The 18,149-nt window shown below is 42.4% G+C and carries 17 protein-coding genes; 4 read left to right on the top strand and 13 right to left on the bottom strand.

Translation table 11 applies throughout. The features are described from left to right. Positions 1 to 15 precede the first annotated feature (15 nt). The 3 genes from ACED29_RS14400 to ACED29_RS14390 form a co-directional block, all read right to left on the bottom strand. Positions 16 to 351: a DUF2956 domain-containing protein gene (locus ACED29_RS14400; RefSeq protein WP_371697935.1), complete on the bottom strand. Its 336-nt coding sequence runs from the start codon at positions 349 to 351 to the stop codon at positions 16 to 18. Next, positions 351 to 815, bottom strand: coding sequence for a tRNA (uridine(34)/cytosine(34)/5-carboxymethylaminomethyluridine(34)-2'-O)-methyltransferase TrmL (trmL, locus tag ACED29_RS14395; RefSeq protein WP_124017428.1), 465 nt, complete (start codon positions 813 to 815; stop codon positions 351 to 353). The genes ACED29_RS14400 and trmL overlap by 1 nt, the downstream gene beginning before the upstream one ends. 256 nt (positions 816 to 1,071) lie before the next feature. Further along, positions 1,072 to 2,463: a mechanosensitive ion channel domain-containing protein gene (locus ACED29_RS14390; RefSeq protein ID WP_371697934.1), complete on the bottom strand. Its 1,392-nt coding sequence runs from the start codon at positions 2,461 to 2,463 to the stop codon at positions 1,072 to 1,074. Between the two features lie 315 nt (positions 2,464 to 2,778). On the opposite strand from ACED29_RS14390, the gene ACED29_RS14385 reads away from it, so the two are divergent. Then, positions 2,779 to 2,937 carry a YqaE/Pmp3 family membrane protein gene (locus tag ACED29_RS14385; protein ID WP_124017430.1) on the top strand — a complete coding sequence of 53 codons (159 nt, stop codon included), beginning with the start codon at positions 2,779 to 2,781 and terminating at the stop codon, positions 2,935 to 2,937. Between the two features lie 278 nt (positions 2,938 to 3,215). Here ACED29_RS14385 and ACED29_RS14380 read toward each other — a convergent pair whose 3' ends face one another. The 3 genes from ACED29_RS14380 to ACED29_RS14370 form a co-directional block, all read right to left on the bottom strand. Continuing rightward, positions 3,216 to 4,610, bottom strand: a complete 1,395-nt coding sequence (locus ACED29_RS14380) for an ATP-binding protein (protein ID WP_182723064.1) — start codon at positions 4,608 to 4,610, stop codon at positions 3,216 to 3,218. Beyond that, complete coding sequence (locus ACED29_RS14375; RefSeq protein WP_124017432.1) at positions 4,610 to 5,296, bottom strand: response regulator; 687 nt, start codon at positions 5,294 to 5,296, stop codon at positions 4,610 to 4,612. The genes ACED29_RS14380 and ACED29_RS14375 overlap by 1 nt, the downstream gene beginning before the upstream one ends. A 116-nt stretch (positions 5,297 to 5,412) precedes the next feature. Next, entirely contained in the window at positions 5,413 to 6,840 is a 1,428-nt protein-coding gene (locus ACED29_RS14370; protein WP_371697933.1) for a cytochrome C biosynthesis protein, read from the bottom strand. A gap of 276 nt (positions 6,841 to 7,116) precedes the next feature. Here ACED29_RS14370 and ACED29_RS14365 point away from each other — a divergent pair, with 276 nt between their 5' ends. Together ACED29_RS14365 and ACED29_RS14360 are read left to right on the top strand one after the other, a co-directional pair. Next, positions 7,117 to 7,608, top strand: coding sequence for a Spy/CpxP family protein refolding chaperone (locus ACED29_RS14365; RefSeq protein ID WP_371697932.1), 492 nt, complete (start codon positions 7,117 to 7,119; stop codon positions 7,606 to 7,608). A 223-nt stretch (positions 7,609 to 7,831) separates the two neighbouring features. Beyond that, a complete protein-coding gene (locus ACED29_RS14360; protein ID WP_182697718.1) occupies positions 7,832 to 8,701 on the top strand; it encodes a cation diffusion facilitator family transporter in 870 nt (289 codons plus the stop codon). A gap of 82 nt (positions 8,702 to 8,783) precedes the next feature. On the opposite strand, the gene ACED29_RS14355 is transcribed toward ACED29_RS14360, so the two are convergent. Beyond that, positions 8,784 to 9,296: a gluconokinase gene (locus tag ACED29_RS14355; RefSeq protein WP_182755927.1), complete on the bottom strand. Its 513-nt coding sequence runs from the start codon at positions 9,294 to 9,296 to the stop codon at positions 8,784 to 8,786. A 137-nt stretch (positions 9,297 to 9,433) separates the two neighbouring features. On the opposite strand from ACED29_RS14355, the gene ACED29_RS14350 reads away from it, so the two are divergent. Further along, positions 9,434 to 10,810 (top strand): GntP family permease, encoded by a 1,377-nt coding sequence (locus tag ACED29_RS14350; protein WP_371697931.1) that lies wholly within the window; start codon positions 9,434 to 9,436, stop codon positions 10,808 to 10,810. 94 nt (positions 10,811 to 10,904) lie between these two features. On the opposite strand, the gene ACED29_RS14345 is transcribed toward ACED29_RS14350, so the two are convergent. From ACED29_RS14345 to typA, 6 genes are all read right to left on the bottom strand, one after another. Beyond that, on the bottom strand, positions 10,905 to 12,134 hold the full coding sequence (locus ACED29_RS14345; RefSeq protein ID WP_371697930.1) for a diguanylate cyclase domain-containing protein: 1,230 nt from the start codon (positions 12,132 to 12,134) through the stop codon (positions 10,905 to 10,907). A 214-nt stretch (positions 12,135 to 12,348) separates the two neighbouring features. Then, positions 12,349 to 13,761, bottom strand: coding sequence for a nitrogen regulation protein NR(I) (glnG, locus tag ACED29_RS14340; RefSeq protein ID WP_124017439.1), 1,413 nt, complete (start codon positions 13,759 to 13,761; stop codon positions 12,349 to 12,351). Positions 13,762 to 13,797: 36 nt separating this feature from the next. Next, positions 13,798 to 14,835 (bottom strand): nitrogen regulation protein NR(II), encoded by a 1,038-nt coding sequence (glnL, locus tag ACED29_RS14335; protein ID WP_371697929.1) that lies wholly within the window; start codon positions 14,833 to 14,835, stop codon positions 13,798 to 13,800. Positions 14,836 to 14,974: 139 nt separating this feature from the next. Further along, complete coding sequence (locus tag ACED29_RS14330; RefSeq protein ID WP_182742741.1) at positions 14,975 to 15,499, bottom strand: DUF4124 domain-containing protein; 525 nt, start codon at positions 15,497 to 15,499, stop codon at positions 14,975 to 14,977. 133 nt (positions 15,500 to 15,632) lie between these two features. Next, entirely contained in the window at positions 15,633 to 15,944 is a 312-nt protein-coding gene (locus ACED29_RS14325) for a pyrimidine/purine nucleoside phosphorylase (protein WP_124017442.1), read from the bottom strand. A 271-nt stretch (positions 15,945 to 16,215) separates the two neighbouring features. Beyond that, positions 16,216 to 18,027: a translational GTPase TypA gene (gene typA / locus ACED29_RS14320; RefSeq protein ID WP_124017443.1), complete on the bottom strand. Its 1,812-nt coding sequence runs from the start codon at positions 18,025 to 18,027 to the stop codon at positions 16,216 to 16,218. Positions 18,028 to 18,149: the final 122 nt, after the last annotated feature.

The following is an 18,149-nucleotide window of genomic DNA, read 5'->3' as shown; positions in this document are numbered from 1 at the left end:
ATTTAAATCATTCAATTAGCGATAAAATAGATAAGCTGCAAATCCTGCCCAACTCAAGAGTAATAAGGCGGCTAACGACCATGTTAGAGGGTTGAATAGACTCTCTTGCTCATTGTAAGAAATATCCGCATCATCATTGCTTGGAATCGCATGTTTGTTTTTCTGTTGCTGTTTACGCGCTTTATCACGTTCCCGAGCTTTCGCTTTTTCACGTTTTTTGTATTCCGCTATCCCTTTTTCAATCCCCGCGGCAATCAGCTTAGTTTGTTCTTTAACTTGTCCAGGCTTTTGAGTGGCCTTGGCAATTGCTAAAGCATCATTTTGGGTTTCTGGGGATAGCGTTTTCTTCATTATTCAGCGCCTGCAAAATCCAGTTGACGCCATGCTTCGTAGCTAATGATGGCAACTGAATTTGATAAATTTAAACTACGACTATTGGCGGTCATTGGGATACGTAATCGCTGCCCCAGTGGGGTTGCATCAATAATATCCATTGGTAAGCCACGGGTTTCAGGGCCAAATAACAAGACATCATTTTCTTGGAAAGCAATTTGAGTATGAGGACGACTACCTTTAGTCGTACAGGCAATAATCCGTTTTCCTGCCATCGCCTCTAAAAACGCGGCATAGTCTTTATGGCGAGTGACGCTGGTCATATCGGAATAATCAAGTCCAGCGCGACGGAGTTTCTTTTCTTCGAGATCAAAACCCAATGGCTCAATCAAATGTAACTGTGAGCCATTGTTGGCACATAGACGAATGATATTTCCGGTATTTGGAGCAATTTCGGGTTCATAAAGGGCAATATGAAACATAGCAACCTTAGGTACGAAGCATAAAAAGAGGGACGAATTATACCTTAAGCAAGGTTTTTCTGCGAGACGTTATCAATGCCGACTTGGTGAAATGGGCGGTATAGCACGAATGATCATCCTTGATGAAGACTTGGCGCCAACTGTATTTGAGGCCGTCACAGCTAATTAAAGAACAGTTATTTATTGATACTTTAGCAGCCGATTTTACTGCTGTTATCGCCAATATTAGGCTGAATATAGGTTGTGAACATCGTTATTAGATAATATTAGCACCATTCTCTGGATCGCGAGATTGCGCTGCCTGTCGGCGTATATCATCAGTATCGCTGCTGATATCAACGCTCGCATCATCATGGACTTCATCGGATAACTCCGAAATCTTTTGCTCATTTGGTAAATTAGCTTGCTCCGTTATTGGTTGGCCACTTAACTGAGTTTGGTCTTGCTGATGTCTGCTGGAGACCAATTGTATCCCTTGAGGGAAAATGCGTTCGCGAGCATCATCTGGCATGCTGATTTTATTCGCTTCATAAGCGCGCACCAGTAAGCGCATTAAAATTGAAGCCACTTTTGGAACACTATGAGTTTCTGCATTAACCCAAAAATACACTTGCAGGTTAATAGTGGAAGAACCTAGGTTGGTTATCAGTACCTGCGGTTCAGGATCTGCTAGTACGCCGTGGTGAGCCATCATGATCTCCATGGCGATGTCCTGAGCCTTACGAATATTGGTATCGTAGCCAATACCAATCATAAAATTGCCCCGTATTCTTGGGTTTGCGGTCAGGTTTTTAATCACGTTTTTATAAATTGTGGCATTGGGAATTTGGATGTGGTTGCCATCGTAGTCGACTAACGTAGTGGCCCTTGCGGTGACTTTTTTTACAATGCCTAATTGACCTTCCACAGCAATGACGTCGCCTAATTTGAACGGGCGCTGGACACTGAGCAGTAAGCTGGAAATAAAGTTTTCGGCGATGTCTTTAAAGGCAAAACCTAAAATGAGACCTATTACCCCAGTGCTACTAATAATGGCAACGGCAAACTGAGTTAAGCCGGCGAGACGCAAAAAGATATACAGCCCTAATAATATGATCAGCATACTAAAGCTGCGCTGCATCACTAAACGAATAAGTTCACTCTGTGTGACCCAAGTTAAGGGCTGAATAAGCAGGCGAGCAATAGGGCGAGAAAGCCAAAAGAGTAGCAAAAATATTGCCAGTCCTAGGGCTAAGCTGGGCAAATACTGTAAGGTTTTGGCCCAAAACTGCCGTGCATCTTGCTGCAGAGGAGCTAAAGATAACGGCTCCATAGCGCGTAATTGAATATTATCTACAACCTGAGTCACACCAGGTAAGGCGGCGATGGTTTGCAGTATGCGTTCTTTACTGGCTTGCTCGGTGATGGAGCCATGCAGATTGACGACAGAGCCTTGTATTTCAATGTCGATTGCACTGCTTGGATCGTTAATTTGTATGAGTTGTTTCACCGTGTTGGGCGAGGGGGCTGCCTGGGCATAAGTAGGCGCAAAGCTGGTCAAGCAAACAAAAGTAGTGACTAAACTCCATAGGAGAATCCATCGACTTAATGTTGAGCATGAGCGGTGGTTGCAATGAGGAATGCTATTTAAAAAAAATCGACAAATCATAAGATTACCCGCAAGGTACAAGCCCGTCTTTATTCAATATTAGCAAATAATCGTCACCGACACCAAAGCTTGTAAGCGTTATCCGCTAATGTTTTTGCAGTATGCAAAAAGGGCTTTTTTCTACTAAAGGCATACTAATAAGTCAATATATGCGGTGTTGTCGTTGTTTAAAAAATGATGCTCATTAAGGGTAATAATAGCAACACTTGCAATAGTGGTCTGGTAATTGCGTTGTACTTTATGACCATCAATGCAAGTTAGTTAATACACGCTGGGGGGAACCGCTAACCTCAGTCATTCAAAATGGAGAATATCATGGATTTATTACGTATTATAATCGCAATTTTACTGCCGCCACTTGGGGTTTTTCTACAAGTAGGGCTAAGTAAAACCTTATTATTAAACATAATTTTAACCTTGCTAGGCTACATTCCAGGGATAGTTCACGCAGTATGGGTGATTGCTAAACGTTAGTAGCGGTCAAGATAAGTATGCCTAAAGGTTAAGCGGCTCAGGCTGCTTACATTAATCGGAAAATGTTGCCAGTTAAGGGTAATTTTTACCTAAATACATGCTTATCGTTGAATTGCTTTTCTATTAAATGTTTACAACGTTAATTTAGCTGTGTCGTTTTATGAAACTGAGCTGTTATTGATGTTTGCTTGTTCCCTGCGTGTGCAGGGGTTTTAGATAATGCCATTATTCAGGACGATAAGCATGCACAGGTGAAGTTGTTGCCTTTATTAGCTAGCCTAATTTACCGGTAAACTGATACTCAGTTTAAGGCCTTGGCGCTTGCCCGTCGGGCCAATCAGATTTTCTGCCACTATGCTGCCCTGATGTAGCGTAATGGCAGCTTGGGTGATTGCCAAGCCTAATCCCCAACCGCCACTTTTTCTGTCTCTTGCGGTATCTGGGCGATAGAAAGGTTTAAAAATAGCTTCAAGCTCTTTGGGGTCGATACCAGGACCGTCATCTTCAACTGTAATGAGTATATGTTTACCCGCCTGGACCGCACTGATGGTTATTTGACTGTTGGCATAGCAAATTGCATTACGCAGCAGATTTTCTATGGCGCGCGAGAGTGTCTTTGGGTGAAGAGGTAATTGCAGTGCCTCTGGTATATCAATTTGTAATAGCTTTCCTTGCTGCTCCGCTTCAAATTCAGCGTCATCTAACACTTGGCTTAATGACTCGGCTAATTCGAGCTCGATTTTATTTTCATGGCTGGCCAAGCTAACCCGAGATAGGGTAAGTAACTCACTGATTAATGCTTCAAGCTGTAAAGCTTCATAGCCAATACGTTCTAGTTCTTCACTTTGCTGACCTTTTTTACGGCCGAGGGCCAAGGCTAATTGCAGTCTAGTGAGCGGCGTGCGCAGTTCGTGAGAAATATCACCCATTAATCGTTGCTGATTGTTAATCATGGTTTGTACTGCGTCAGCCATGCCATTGAACGCTTGGGCTAACTGGCCCATTTCATCACGTCTACTCGCTGTGGCTGCATCAACTCGGCTCGATAAATCACCTCTTGCGAGGGCATTAGCGCTGTGTTTAAGCGAGCGTAATGGTTTACCTAAGTACCACGCCAGCAAACCACATAATAACCCAGATAATAAAATGGCTAAGCCTGCTGTGAGTAATTTATTATCGGCAAAGAATAAAAACCATGGCCGAGGATGACTATCGGGTAAACGGCCAAATAACTGATAGGCTTTATCATTGACCTCAAAAGAATAGGGGCCAAAAATAAATTCATCTCTAAATTGGTGGCTAATGGGCTGATCTGCCTCTTCTGCCATCAACTGAAAACGTCTAAATTCGCGTGATACTCGTTGAGTATTTAATACTTGTCCTTCGCCGTCGGTTAAATATACCCGCATAGGACCATGGTTGCGGCTTCCGTCCTTATTGCGACTACGATGCAGACGTTGGAGGCTTTTGCCTTCGAGTAACTGTGGTTGCTGTTGTATTCGTTCAGCGATGTTTTTTAGCACCTGCTCTAAGCTAGGTGGTAAAGGTGAGCGATCATGGCTTTGCTGTAATAGCGGTAATAACGACACTAGAGCAATAATTAACGAACTGCATAGCCAAAAGCCGAGCAATAATTTAAAAAACAGCCGATTAAATGGATTGTTTTTCAGCATTACGGTATCCAAATATAGCCTTTACCGCGGAGGGTTTTAACTCGTGGGCGGCCGTCTTGGCGTTCAGGTAATTTTTTACGTAAGTTAGATAAATGCATATCTAAGCTACGGTCAAATGGCATTAATTTTTTGCCTAATACATTTTCGCTTAACGAGTCTTTGGTCACCAGTTCGCCAGATTTTTCAACTAAATTGAACAGCAAGGAAAATTCGGTACCAGTAAGGATAATCAGTTGCTCATTGCAATAGGTTTCTTGGCGGGTCGGATCGAGTCGTAAATCACCAAACTGCATCATTTCATGGGCTTGGCTATCTTGTTGGGTGGTTTGTGCACGCCGTAATATGGCACGAATTCGAGCGACTAATTCGCGATCATTAAACGGTTTTGGTAAGTAGTCATCGGCGCCGATTTCAAGACCGACAACCCGATCGATTTCATCACCGCGGGCGGTGAGCATCAATACTGGAGTTTGTTTACGCTGCCGTAAAGCCCGCAATACTTCAAAGCCATTAAGCTTGGGTAGCATAACGTCAAGAAGGATTAAATCGAAGTCTTGCTGTTGTGCCATCATCAGCCCTTGCTCACCATCGTAAGCTTGGCTTAGTGCAAATCCTTCTAACTCAAGTAATTGACTGAGTAGATCGGATAAACCAATATCATCGTCGATAAGTAAAATGCGATTCATAACTGTCCTCTGGCACAAAGAAAATCTGTATGTTGACGTTAACATACAGATTTTTCGATCAATTGAGCTTATCTCATGCCAAGATTAAATCATATCAACATTGCACAGTTTTACATTTACCCCGCTTTATTTTGCACTATGTAGCGTTTAATTCTGGCAATGATAAAGGTCAATATAATTGAGCCGAGGATCAGGCCGACCGAGAAGACCGCATTTTGTAGAGCATTAGGATTAAACACTAACATGCTGCCTAAACCTAACATCATTATGCCTGACATCAGTTTAAGCACTTCACCCTCTTTTTCGGTGAGTTTGCGTTTACCTAATGTCATTGAGAAGACAATCACAATAGCGGCCAGTGGTATAACGTAAACCACATTATAAGCGATGAGGTATAAGTAACGTTGCATGGTATCGAGATCTGATAATGACAACACTGAGGTGTAAATCATTGGAAAGCCTGCGGTGCAGAGCAGCTCGTAGGTATTAGCTAAAATTGCCAGAATAGTTGAACCTAAAATCATTGTTGGTAATGAACTGGCTTTAGATAATTTCCCCATACGCTTAATAAGCGAACCACGGTTTTCCACCGACATGGATAAGCTAACGTCGCCTCGGCCATAAAAGTAATCTTTTATATTGACGATTGCTGCTATCAACGCCAATACCCCCGCACAAGTGATAATGATACCGCCATCACCGCCGCCGAGAACTTGGAATAAGTTAAGCCAGGCGCTCATAAATACAAAGTAGATAAGACCGGAGAAAAATACAAAAATACCGCCCACCAACAGCATACGTTTGCGGCTGCCAGCATTCACCATAATGCTCAGTAAAAATAGCAGCACGAAAAAGGCGCACGGGTTAAAGGCATCAACACCTGCTAATACTAGGGTTAGAACCGGCAATGACATTTCTTCTGGATGTACAGCGCCAATGAGTGGAATGTCGACAGGCTGAACCGTTGGCGCAGGGGCTATGTCGCTGGCTTGGTCAAATGACATACCACATGAGCCTTCGGCTTGTGGATCGTCGCTATTGTCACTACAGGTTTCAAACAGTGGTGCGCTTGCAACTGGCGCAGCTCCGAGGAAATCATCAAGCTTATCACCAATGTCTGCTTTACCACCTTGGCGTTGGTAGCAGTTAACCAAGCGCTCTAGAATGAAACGTCCAGTCACTTCATGGCTGTTATAACCCACTACGGCCTCACCACAAATAGCAAAGTAGGGCACCGATTTGGGTTCAACACCTGTTTTTTGACCCATTTCCATGAGTTTATCAACATTGCCGGGTTCACTAATGACGTAGTCGTGTAATTCGATCCAGTCAAAACGTTCGCCTAGAGCATCAATAAAAGGATGGGCTTCACGACAATGAGGGCAGGTTTTCGACCAAAAGAAATGCAGCTTTACCACTGGCTGCTGGTTTTGCTGAGTATACCAAATTGAGTTGTCTGTTGAGGCCACGGTACTGGCTATTGAGCTTGGAGCTAATATCAATACACAAAGAAGTAACAGTAATTGGCCAATCAATCGGTTCATAATTTATTCCATTAAAGCGCTAATAGTTAGATTTTATGCCCTAATATGATTACTGTAAGGATCAAGTCTGAATTACGTTAACTGGCTCGCATTACTGGGGTTTTTATCATTCAATATGCCAACTTGATCATGAATTACTGGCGCTAAAGTGCTATGAAAAACCTTCTTTACATAGGTTTACTCTGTCTTAACCCTCATTGACATTGCATTCGGTAAACTGAGTATCAAATCTGCTGAGGCAGACAATAAATCCCATACATACCGAGGAACTTAACAATGAAAACATCATCAATCATCAAAACGAGTTTAGTGGCCTTAGTGGCAAGTTCAGCGTTCTTAGCCAGCCAGTTATATGCAACAGAGACTACTGATAACACGGTAAAGACAGAGAATGTCGCCGCTAAAGGTGACCGATATCATGGTCATAAGGGTGGCATGCATAAAATGCTACGCATGTTAGATTTAACGGATTCACAGCGAGCTGATGTCAAAGCCGTGTTAAATAAATATCAAGGTAATCGTCCTGAGCGCCCAACGAAAGAACAGCGAGCTGCGCACCGAGCTGACATGCTAGCGTTAATCACTACCGCTGGTTTTGATGAAGCGAAAGCCACTGAAATGGCCCAAGCAAAGCAACAGCAACACATGCAAAAAATGTTGAACCACTTAAAAATGCAGAATGAAATTTATCAACTATTGACCCCTGAACAGCAACAAATGTTTCAAGATAACTTTCAACAAGGTAAAGGCCACAAGCCACGTCGTTAATCAGTTGCTAGCTCAGCATGGTTAAAGCAACATAATCGCCATTACCTTTGGGTAATGGCTTTTTAGTTAATGCCTATATGGAGTGGCATTGTCTCCGTTGCGACTTTATATAAGGTCTTGGTGCAATTTAAGATTATTTAATAAAACATTACCCAAAACAGCCAGCTAACTTGCTATAGTAAGGTCTGTTAAATTATCTGTAAAAAGAGTCGACAACGTCTTTATGAGTACATCATCTGAATATGACTTTTGGGTCAAATTAGCGAGCCGCGCTTCAGTCGCTACAGCACTGTGCCTTATCGTGATCAAATTATTGGCTTGGTTGTATTCAGGCTCTGCCAGTATGTTGGGGTCATTAACGGATTCATTTGCTGATGCACTCGCGTCGATAGTTAATTTTATTGCCATTCGATATGCCATTGTTCCTGCGGACAAAGATCACCGATATGGTCACGGAAAAGCTGAGCCATTAGCGAGTTTGGCGCAAGCTGCGTTTATTTTAGGCTCGGCGTCGCTGTTATTATTGTATGGCGGCGAAAAGTTAATTCATCCAGTACCAGTTACCAATGCCATGAGTGGTATCGTGGTGACTATTATTGCGATAGTCATGACATTTGCCCTTGTTTTGTTGCAACGACATGCTTTGAAAAAAACTAAGAGCTCGTTAGTTGAAGCTGATTCATTGCATTATAAGTCGGACTTATTATTGAATGCGGCTGTGTTGTTCGCCCTAATATTGGCGCAATATGGCTGGTGGTGGGCCGATGGTTTGTTTGCGGTGTTCATTGCATTTTTTATCGGTAATCAAGCGCTTGGGTTAGGTTATCGTTCAGTTCAAAGCTTGCTTGATCGCGAATTAGACACTGAGACTCGTGATAAAATTAAAGCCTTAGCTAAGCAAGATCCTCGCGTCCAAGGCATTCATGATTTACGTACTCGCCAGGCTGGGAAAACGACCTTTATTCAGTTGCACATGGAATTAGCGGGTAACTTATCATTGCATGATGCCCATGAAATAGCAGATAAAGCAGGCTTGACGATTAAAGCGGCGTTTGATGATGCAGAGGTGATTATTCACCAAGATCCGGTGTAGAGAGATTAGAGAATCGCAATCAATGCCAGCTCAACAATATTTGTGTTTAAGCTGGCACAGGTTAGCGTTCAGACGTGTTAGCTTAAAATCCCTGATCACGAAATTGTGCTAAAGCTTGCTGCACTATGTCTGTAATACTGGCATCAATATCGACGGTTACCACTAATGGTTCATTAGTGGGTTCTTCTAATGTGGCAAACTGACTATCGACCATGTTCTGTTTCATAAAGTGGCCTTTTCTTGCCATTATCCGCGCCAAAATCAGTTCATAGCTACCCTTTAAATATAAAAATCCGACCTGTTGATTACCTTTACGGATTTGATCTCGATAAGATTGTTTGAGTGCTGAACAGCCAATGATCACCGTTTTATGTTGGGTTTCAAATTCGAAAGCCAAATCTCGAATACGTGATAACCAAGGTGCCCTATCGGCATCGTTTAGGGGTTCTCCTCGAGCCATTTTTTCTATGTTGGCTTGCGGATGCAGATCATCACCGTCTACAAAAGTGGCATTCATCACTTTTGCTAACAGTTCGCCTACGCTGCTTTTACCACATGCGCACACACCCATTACAATAATGCATTTCCCTGTCATTTTCTTACCATTCCTTAATATAAGCTTATATAATTAAAGGCTTATTTTTTCAGCTCAGTTTATGCCTTGAGTTTACTGATCTCATTGAGGTTTGTGAATTCGAATTAGCACTCTCATTAATCTCTTTGGAATATAGTATGGACACAATAGTACCAACCGCAGACCCGACTTACTTGCTGATGATCGCTGCGCTAGCCATTATCGCGTTATTAATACTGATTATTAAAATGAAACTGCACGCTTTTGTGTCATTAACATTGGTGTGTGTGGCAACAGCACTGGCCAGTGGTATTAACAGTGATCAAGTGGTGCCAACAATGATGGCGGGTTTTGGTGGCACTTTAGCTTCTGTTGCCTTGCTTGTTGGTCTTGGCGCTATGATAGGGAAGATTTTGGAGGTAACTGGCGGTGCGAAAGTGCTTGCTGATAGTTTAATTTGCCGTTTTGGTGAAGAAAAAGCCCCATTAGCCTTAGGTATTGCTTCGTTATTATTTGGTTTCCCAATATTTTTTGATGCCGGCCTAATTGTGATGATGCCGATTATTTTTAGTGTAGCTAAACGCTTTGGCGATTCACCTCTTAAGTATGCTTTACCGTCTGCCGGTGCATTTGCCGTGATGCATGCGTTTGTTCCTCCACATCCTGGACCGGTAGCGGCTGCGGATTTACTCGGCGCTAACATTGGTTTATTACTCTTTGTTGGCATGATGGTGGCGATCCCCACTTGGTATATTGGTGCTTATTTATTTGGGTTATATGCGGGTAAAAAATTTGATATTCCCGTGTCAAAAGTGTTCCTCAGTACAGCTCCGATTATCGATGTCGATAAGATCCCGAACTTTGGCACGGTAATGTCGATTTTGCTGTTACCTGTGATACTCATTTTTATGGACACTGGGCTAAACACCTTAGCCGTTGCTGGCGTTATCGATGGTAAGTCACCATTAGTTGAATTACTGCGAATGCTGGGTAAGACGCCAATTGCATTACTGATTACCTTATTAGTATGTTTAGTGGTATTTGCCAAAGACTATGGTATGCAACAGCTTGAGAAATTGTGTGGCGACTCATTAGGGCCTATTTGCGCGGTTATATTAGTGACGGGTGCCGGTGGCATGTTTGGTGGCGTATTACGTGCAAGTGGAATTGGTCAGGCATTAGCGGATGCATTGTCACATACAGGTATGCCACTAATCGTTGCGGCATTTGTCATTGCCACCTGTCTTCGGGTGGCACAAGGGTCGGCAACCGTCGCATTAACCACAACAGCGGCGTTAATTGCGCCTATGGTAGCGGCAACCGCTGGATTAAGTGCTTTGGATTTATGTTTTATTGTTATTGCCATTGCTGGTGGTTCAACGGTGTTATCACACTTTAATGATTCCGGTTTTTGGTTGGTTGGACGTTTAATGGGAATGGATGAAAAAACCACCTTAAAAACGTGGACCGTTATGGAAACCCTACTGGGTACTATTGCCTTTATCATTGTGGGTTCACTAAGCATATTGTTGTAAATATCAGCCAGTGATTGGGTTGATATTTTCGATACTAAAAAGCCGCAGTAGCGGCTTTTTGTTCATGTAATATAGTGTGTTGATCGCTTTTATATTATGTAAAAACAAGTTGATTAGTGATTTGGGATCGAGCTTGCTCTAATGCTGAATCTGCCCGCAAAATAAAACTGTCGATAGTATCATCGGCTTGCCAGTTCGACACGCCAACACTGGCGCTAAAACGAATAGGCTTATTGGTTTCTGGTTCTATTAGCGATGTATCGTCGTTGCTATGGCGAATATTCTCGGCAATATTTAAGACTATCTTTTTGCTATTAGCTTGGATGATGGTAATAAACTCATCACCACTCCAACGAGCGATTAAGTCGACTTCACCTAGATTGTTTTGGCAATGTTGAGCAAAATTAACTAAGGCTTTATCACCCATTTTATGGCCAAATAAATGATTAATTTGCTTTAAATCGTCTACGCCGATCAATAAACAATAAAGGTGCTCACGTTTAAGATTGGTATCGGTTATTAATCGCTGACTAAAATGCAATAGCCCTCGTCGATTCAGCACCTTGGTAAGGTAATCAATATAGATTTCCTTATTGAGTAAGTCCTTTAGCAAATAAGATTCAGTAATATCGATCATGGTCATTTGAGTGGCGGGTTGTCCCTCCCAACTGATAACAGTCTCCAGTATTTTTACCCATATGAGACGACCACTTGAATGCAAGCACTGGATATCGACAGTCTGAGGTGTAATGGTATTGGCTAGCAATGCATTGTTAGCCTCTATTCGCTGTGCTTGATAACTAGGTTCAATGATACCCATAATCGATTTGAGTGACATAATGCTTTGACGATTAGGGTAACCAAGTAGGGTCGCGAGTGTTTCATTACAATATAACGGGCTAAAGTTGCGATGCACCAAAACACCTTGCACCGATCCATTGGCTAACTGTTGATAGCGATGCTCACTTTGTACAACAGCTTGTTTGAGTGTGGTGACTTCGGTTAAATCAACAATCGTTATTTGCAGTGCTGTTCGACCTTGCCATTCGACAAGGTGTTCAATGGCTAATACATTAATCGTCATACCAAGACGGTTACGATTAATATAATTTCGCACCTGAGGCTTTTCGATTCCACTCATTAATGCATAGTAAGTGTGTGCCGCGAGATCCTGTAGTTCAGGATCGATTAACTCTAAAATACTTTTCAGCGCTAAGATTTCTTTAGCAGTTTGATAACCGAAGATTTTTGCATAACTATCATCTGCATACAGTGGTATAAAGTCTTGATGAATAACCACACCAAAAGGAGCATCAGAATTCACAATCTGTCCTTAGTTGAATATTACATTTTAGGCCGCAATTTTCATGGTACGTATACTATTGCTTCTGCAGCCAAGTCAATGCCATGTGTAAATGCGGTAACGTCGACTATTTGAGATCATGTTTTATATTAGAATTAGACAAAAATAGTGCTGCCACAGCAATAAGCTTAACAATGTTATAACATCATTATGGCTATATTGTGTAGTTCTGCTTTTAGTCCATTGATAGCTCTTTTAATTTACGAGTCAGAGTATTTCTTCCCCAGCCGAGGCGTTTAGCGGCTTCTTGTTTATGGCCTTGAGTATGTCTTAACGCTGTTTCAAGTAAGATACGCTCAAATTCAGGCTGAACTTCAGTTAATAAATCACTTTCACCCGCAGCAAGCTTTTCATCAATCCAATCTGTTAACGCGGTTTGCCAATCACTTGCTCCAGCTGTTTTCTGTTGGCTGCTAACCGGATCTTTGAGTAATTCTGGTGGTAAATCCTGTGGTAATATTTCTTGTCCAGAAGCCATTACAGTTAACCATCGACACGTATTTTCCAGTTGTCGCACATTGCCTGGCCAAGGTAAATTAGCCAGTTTTACTGCGGTGGCTTTGGTTAATATTTTGGGCTCTACGCCAATTTCTTTTGCTGCTGTGGTTAAAAAATGATTAGCGAGCTGGGCAATGTCTTCACGACGCTGTGATAATGGCGGTAGGTGAACTCGAATCACATTGAGACGATGAAATAAATCTTCACGGAAGGTGCCTTTTTGTACCAATACTTCAAGATTTTGGTGGGTTGCAGCAATAATGCGAACGTCCACTTGCACAGCTTGATGGCCGCCAACACGATAGAATTGTCCATCAGCAAGTACTCGTAATAACCGAGTTTGCACATCGATTGGCATATCACCAATTTCATCTAAAAATAAGGTACCGCCATTGGCTTGCTCAAAACGACCTTGGCGCACATTCGCGGCACCTGTAAATGCTCCTTTTTCGTGACCGAAGAGTTCTGATTCAATCAAATCTTTTGGGATGGCAGCCATATTAAGCGCAATAAAGGGTTTTTCCTTACGCGGGCTGTGTTTGTGCAATGCCCCGGCAACGAGTTCTTTACCTGTACCTGATTGACCATTGATCAATACACTAATTGACGAACGAGATAAGCGACCTATGGCCCGAAAAACTTCCTGCATCGCTGGTGCTTCACCAATAATTTCAGGGGTTTTAATCGAAGTATCTATCACCGGCTGAGGTGTTTGCTCTGTGGCATGAGTCAGTGCGCGTTCTACTAAATTAATCGCCTCGTCGATATCAAACGGTTTGGGCAAGTATTCAAATGCACCTGCTTGATATGCGCTCACCGCACTGTCTAAGTCAGAGTGAGCTGTCATGATGATCACTGGAATATGCGGATAATGCAGCTGTAAGCGATCCAGTAAGGTTAACCCATCAGTCCCTGGCATACGGATGTCTGACACTATGACTTGTGGTTGAGATGCCTCTAAGGCTTGCCATAAAGATTCTGCAGCAGCAAAGCTGGCTGTTGACAGTGATGCGCCTTTAAGAGCTTTTTCGAGTACCCAACGGATCGAACTATCATCATCGAGGATCCAAACTTGTTCACTAATGTTCATGTTACTACCTCATTCTGCCTACATAGGGCATGCTAGTTATTGTAATGGCAGATTAATAATAAATTCGGTATGACCTGGAACCGAAATACAATCGATGCGACCGCGGTGTAATCGGGCAATGTTGTGTGCAATGGATAAACCTAATCCAGACCCTTCATCCCGACCGGTAACCATAGGGTAAAAAAGGGTATCCAATAGTTCAGATGGAATACCTGGGCCGTTATCAATAATCGACAATGCAAGTACCACTTTATAGCGGTGGGTTCCAATCGTGACCTGATGCTGGGTGCGAGTGCGGATAACAATATCTCCGCCACAATGCTCTAAAGCCTGAATGGCATTTTGGACAATATTCAATACAGCCTGTTGCATTTGATCTGAGTCCATTTCAATGTCAGGAATGGACGGGTCGTAATCTCGTTTTAAATGGATATTCTCTGGCAGCGCCATTTCAATTAGTTTAAGCACTTTTTCAATGACTTGATGAATACTTTGTTGTGTATGCTGTGTCGGACGTTGCGGGCCAAGTAAGCGGTCTACTAGATTACGCAACCTATCTGCTTGTTCGATGATTAAGGTGGTAAATTCTTTTAAATCAGGTGAAGTTAGTTCTCGAGACAATAACTGTGCCGCACCACGAAGGCCGCCCAGTGGGTTTTTAATTTCATGAGCTAAGTTACGGACCAAAAACTGTGCAGCTTGCTGTTGCGCGTCCATATTCAGCTGTTGATGAATACGCCGTTGTTGATCCACTTGACGCAGTTCTAAGATGCTGAGGTTATTATCATTTTCAATTGGCATCAAAGTAATATCAACAGTGTGATGCTGACCATCAAGGGTAATCAATACGGCAGTATTAATGGTGAGCCCTTGGCCGGCATTAACGGCATCGCGCAATAACTGTGGCTCAACTCCCATAAGCTGATAAAGTTCAGGAAGCGTTTGTTCTAATAGCTTGTGGTTACCGACCCCCAATAATTGTTCAGCAGCAGCATTGGCATAATATGGCTTGAGCTGATTATTAATAACCAGCACAGCGGTAACTAAGTGATTGAGCAGGTTATTTGTGTCCATTAGCCGTCCTAGTATAGGGTTGCACTATCATATTGCACCGAATTGGTGCAATTCGCAACCCGAAACACACAAGCTCTCACTAAGATAAGTAGTCACACATATTTTTTTAAGTTAATGAATAAACTGATTTTTATCTTATTTACTTGGACTTTCTTGCGGGTCCAAATACAGATGCTTGGTGAAGAAATATCTTTCTAGGAGAGCTTGATGCAAGGACTTTGCCGCTTTGTGTTACAGCATTAACAACCAGTGAGTGTTCACCTCGGTTAATGCCGGTTAATGTAAATATATTTGATGCTTGAGGTGGTGCAGTGACAATACCATCAACCAATAATGTCATCATCACACCGCGAGGCAGTTCCGGAGAGACACTTACTGATACGGTGAACGCGCCGTTATTATCTCGAATCGTTGCCTCTTCTTGAGGAGAAGTGATTGAGATTGAGTAGCTAATTGGGGCTTCTTTTGGCTCAGTGGTGTTGATTTTGGTGGGAGTGTTAATGGTAATATTATTCTGCGTATTTTCTTTTAGATCAACAGCTTCAGCATTCTTTTTCGCTTCATCTGAGTAATGCACTTTACCATTTTCATCGACCCAGCGGTAAACGGTTGCGAGGCTTTGAGCGCTTAATAATAATAAACCAATAAGGATGAGAATACGCATAATGCACTCCATAAAACGATAGTTTCAATTAGAGTAGACGTTTTTATAAAAAAAATCAGCTTAAACTGTGTTGTTTAAGCTGAATGTAAGCGGGCACTATTAAATCAATATTGTTTATTAAGGTGCAATAACCCTATATATATTGGCAGCAGTACTCTGAAATTTGTGCCGTACGGATACTAAAGCTCACATTTGGTGCAAGCTGAAAGTGAGTACCTGTAGCATAGACTGCCCATTCAGTTTGACCAGGCAATAACACTTCAAATTCGCCTGAGATGACCTGCATTATTTCACCTTGAGCAGTAGCAAATTCATATTCACCAGGCAACACAACACCTAAAGTTTGTTTACTGTCATCAGCCAACACCACACTTCTACTAATCACTTTACCGTTAAAATACACATTGGCTTTTTTAGCGACGCTTACCTGTTGCAACATACTCATATATTCTCCTTAAAAATCATCTTGAGTCGAATCTATCTGCGTTTACGTAAAATATCTAGTTAAATGTTTTCATCTTGTATCATTAGCGTCGCTTCGCTGCTAGGGCGTGACTGCGTCACTGCTAGAGTTGCTTCGCTGTTAAGCTGTTGACTTTATAGCCTCTAGCAGCGCAGCGTCCTAGGCTGCCTGTATAGACCAGGCAACAAAAAGCCCAGATGCAGGCATCTGGGCTTTTTAGGTCTTAATGAGTGTTGCCACTCATTAATGGTAATTAACTGCGGTTATTACGCTTACGCTCGTTTTCAGTTAAGAATCTCTTACGAACACGGATGTTCTTAGGAGTTACTTCAACTAATTCATCATCATCGATGAATTCAAGAGCTTGCTCAAGTGTCAGTGTAATAGGAGTCGTCAATACTTGTGCTTCATCAGTACCTGATGCGCGCATGTTAGTTAGCTGCTTACCTTTCAAACAGTTTACTGTCAAATCGTTAGAGCGAGCATGAATACCCACTACTTGACCTTCATACACTTCAGCAGCGTGACCAATAAACATACGACCACGGTCTTGTAATGCGAATAAGGCGAATGTTAGTGCCTTACCTGTTGCGTTTGAAATCAATACGCCGTTAGCGCGTTGACCAATATCGCCACCTTTGTGTGGACCGTAATGATCAAATGAATGATAAATTAGACCAGTACCAGATGTTGCAGTTAAGAATTCGGTTTGGAAACCAATTAAGCCACGGCTTGGGATAACGAAGTCGATACGTACACGACCTTTACCATCAAGCTGCATGTCTTTCATTTCGCCTTTACGGACACCTAATTTTTCAATTACGGTACCTTGATGATCTTCTTCAACATCAACAGTAACTGTTTCGTATGGTTCACATAACTCACCATCGATTGTTTTTAGAATAACTTCTGGACGCGATACAGCTAATTCATAACCTTCACGACGCATGTTTTCAATTAGAATCGATAAGTGTAATTCACCACGACCTGAAACGCGGAAACGGTCTGGACTTTCTGTTTCTTCAACGCGTAGTGCTACGTTGTGAACTAATTCAGTCTGTAAACGTTCAAGAATGTTACGTGAAGTAACGTACTTACCTTCTTTACCCGCGAACGGAGAAGTGTTTACTTGGAATGTCATCGTCAGTGTTGGTTCATCAACAGTTAACGGTGGCATTGCTTCTACTGCATTCACAGCACAGATAGTGTCAGAGATTTTAAGCTCGCCTAAACCTGTGATGGCAACGATGTCACCAGCATTTGCAATTGGTACTTCAGTACGATCAAGACCCATGTAACCTAATACTTGGCCCATTTTACCGTTACGTGTCTTACCGTCAGCGCCAATAATGGTCACTTGTTGGTTAGTCTTAACGCTACCACGGGTAATACGCCCAATACCGATAACACCCACGTATGAGTTATAATCGATTTGAGAAATTTGCATTTGGAATGGCGCTTCTGCATCAGCATCTGGGAAAGACACTTTCTCAACGATAGTTTGGAATAGCGGCGTCATATCATCGCTCGCTACATCTGGATCTAAGGTTGCAAAACCATTTAATGCCGAAGCATAAACGATTGGGAAATCGAGTTGTTCGTCAGTGGCACCTAAGTTAACGAATAAATCGAATACTTGGTCAATAACCCAATCTGGACGAGCACTTGGACGGTCAATTTTGTTGATAACAACAATTGGCTTAAGGCCTTGAGCGAATGCTTTCTTGGTTACAAAGCGAGTTTGTGGCATAGGACCATCAACTGCATCAACCAATAGTAATACTGAGTCAACCATAGATAGAACACGTTCAACTTCACCACCGAAATCGGCGTGGCCAGGAGTATCTACGATATTAATACGGTAGTCGTTCCACTGGATGGCTGTGTTCTTTGCCAGAATGGTGATCCCACGTTCTTTTTCAAGATCGTTAGAATCCATAACCCGCTCAGTAGCTTCTCCACGAGATGCAAGGGTTCCTGACTGCGCCAACATTTTGTCAACCAGGGTTGTTTTGCCATGGTCAACGTGGGCAATAATGGCGATGTTACGTAAATTCTCTAGCACGGATAAACCTCTAAACCAGCAAATAAAAAAAAAGGATCTAACAGTAGTTATAGGTTATAGCTACTGTAAAAAAGCGTGCCATTCTACTTCACAGCAGCTTTTGTAGATAGGATTATTTTTGA

The sequence above is a fragment of the Shewanella sp. 5S214 genome (genome assembly GCF_041439795.1).
GTDB lineage: Bacteria > Pseudomonadota > Gammaproteobacteria > Enterobacterales > Shewanellaceae > Shewanella > Shewanella vesiculosa.
Note: the sequence above shows the minus strand (reverse complement) of the source record. Positions and strands in the feature narration are given on the sequence as shown.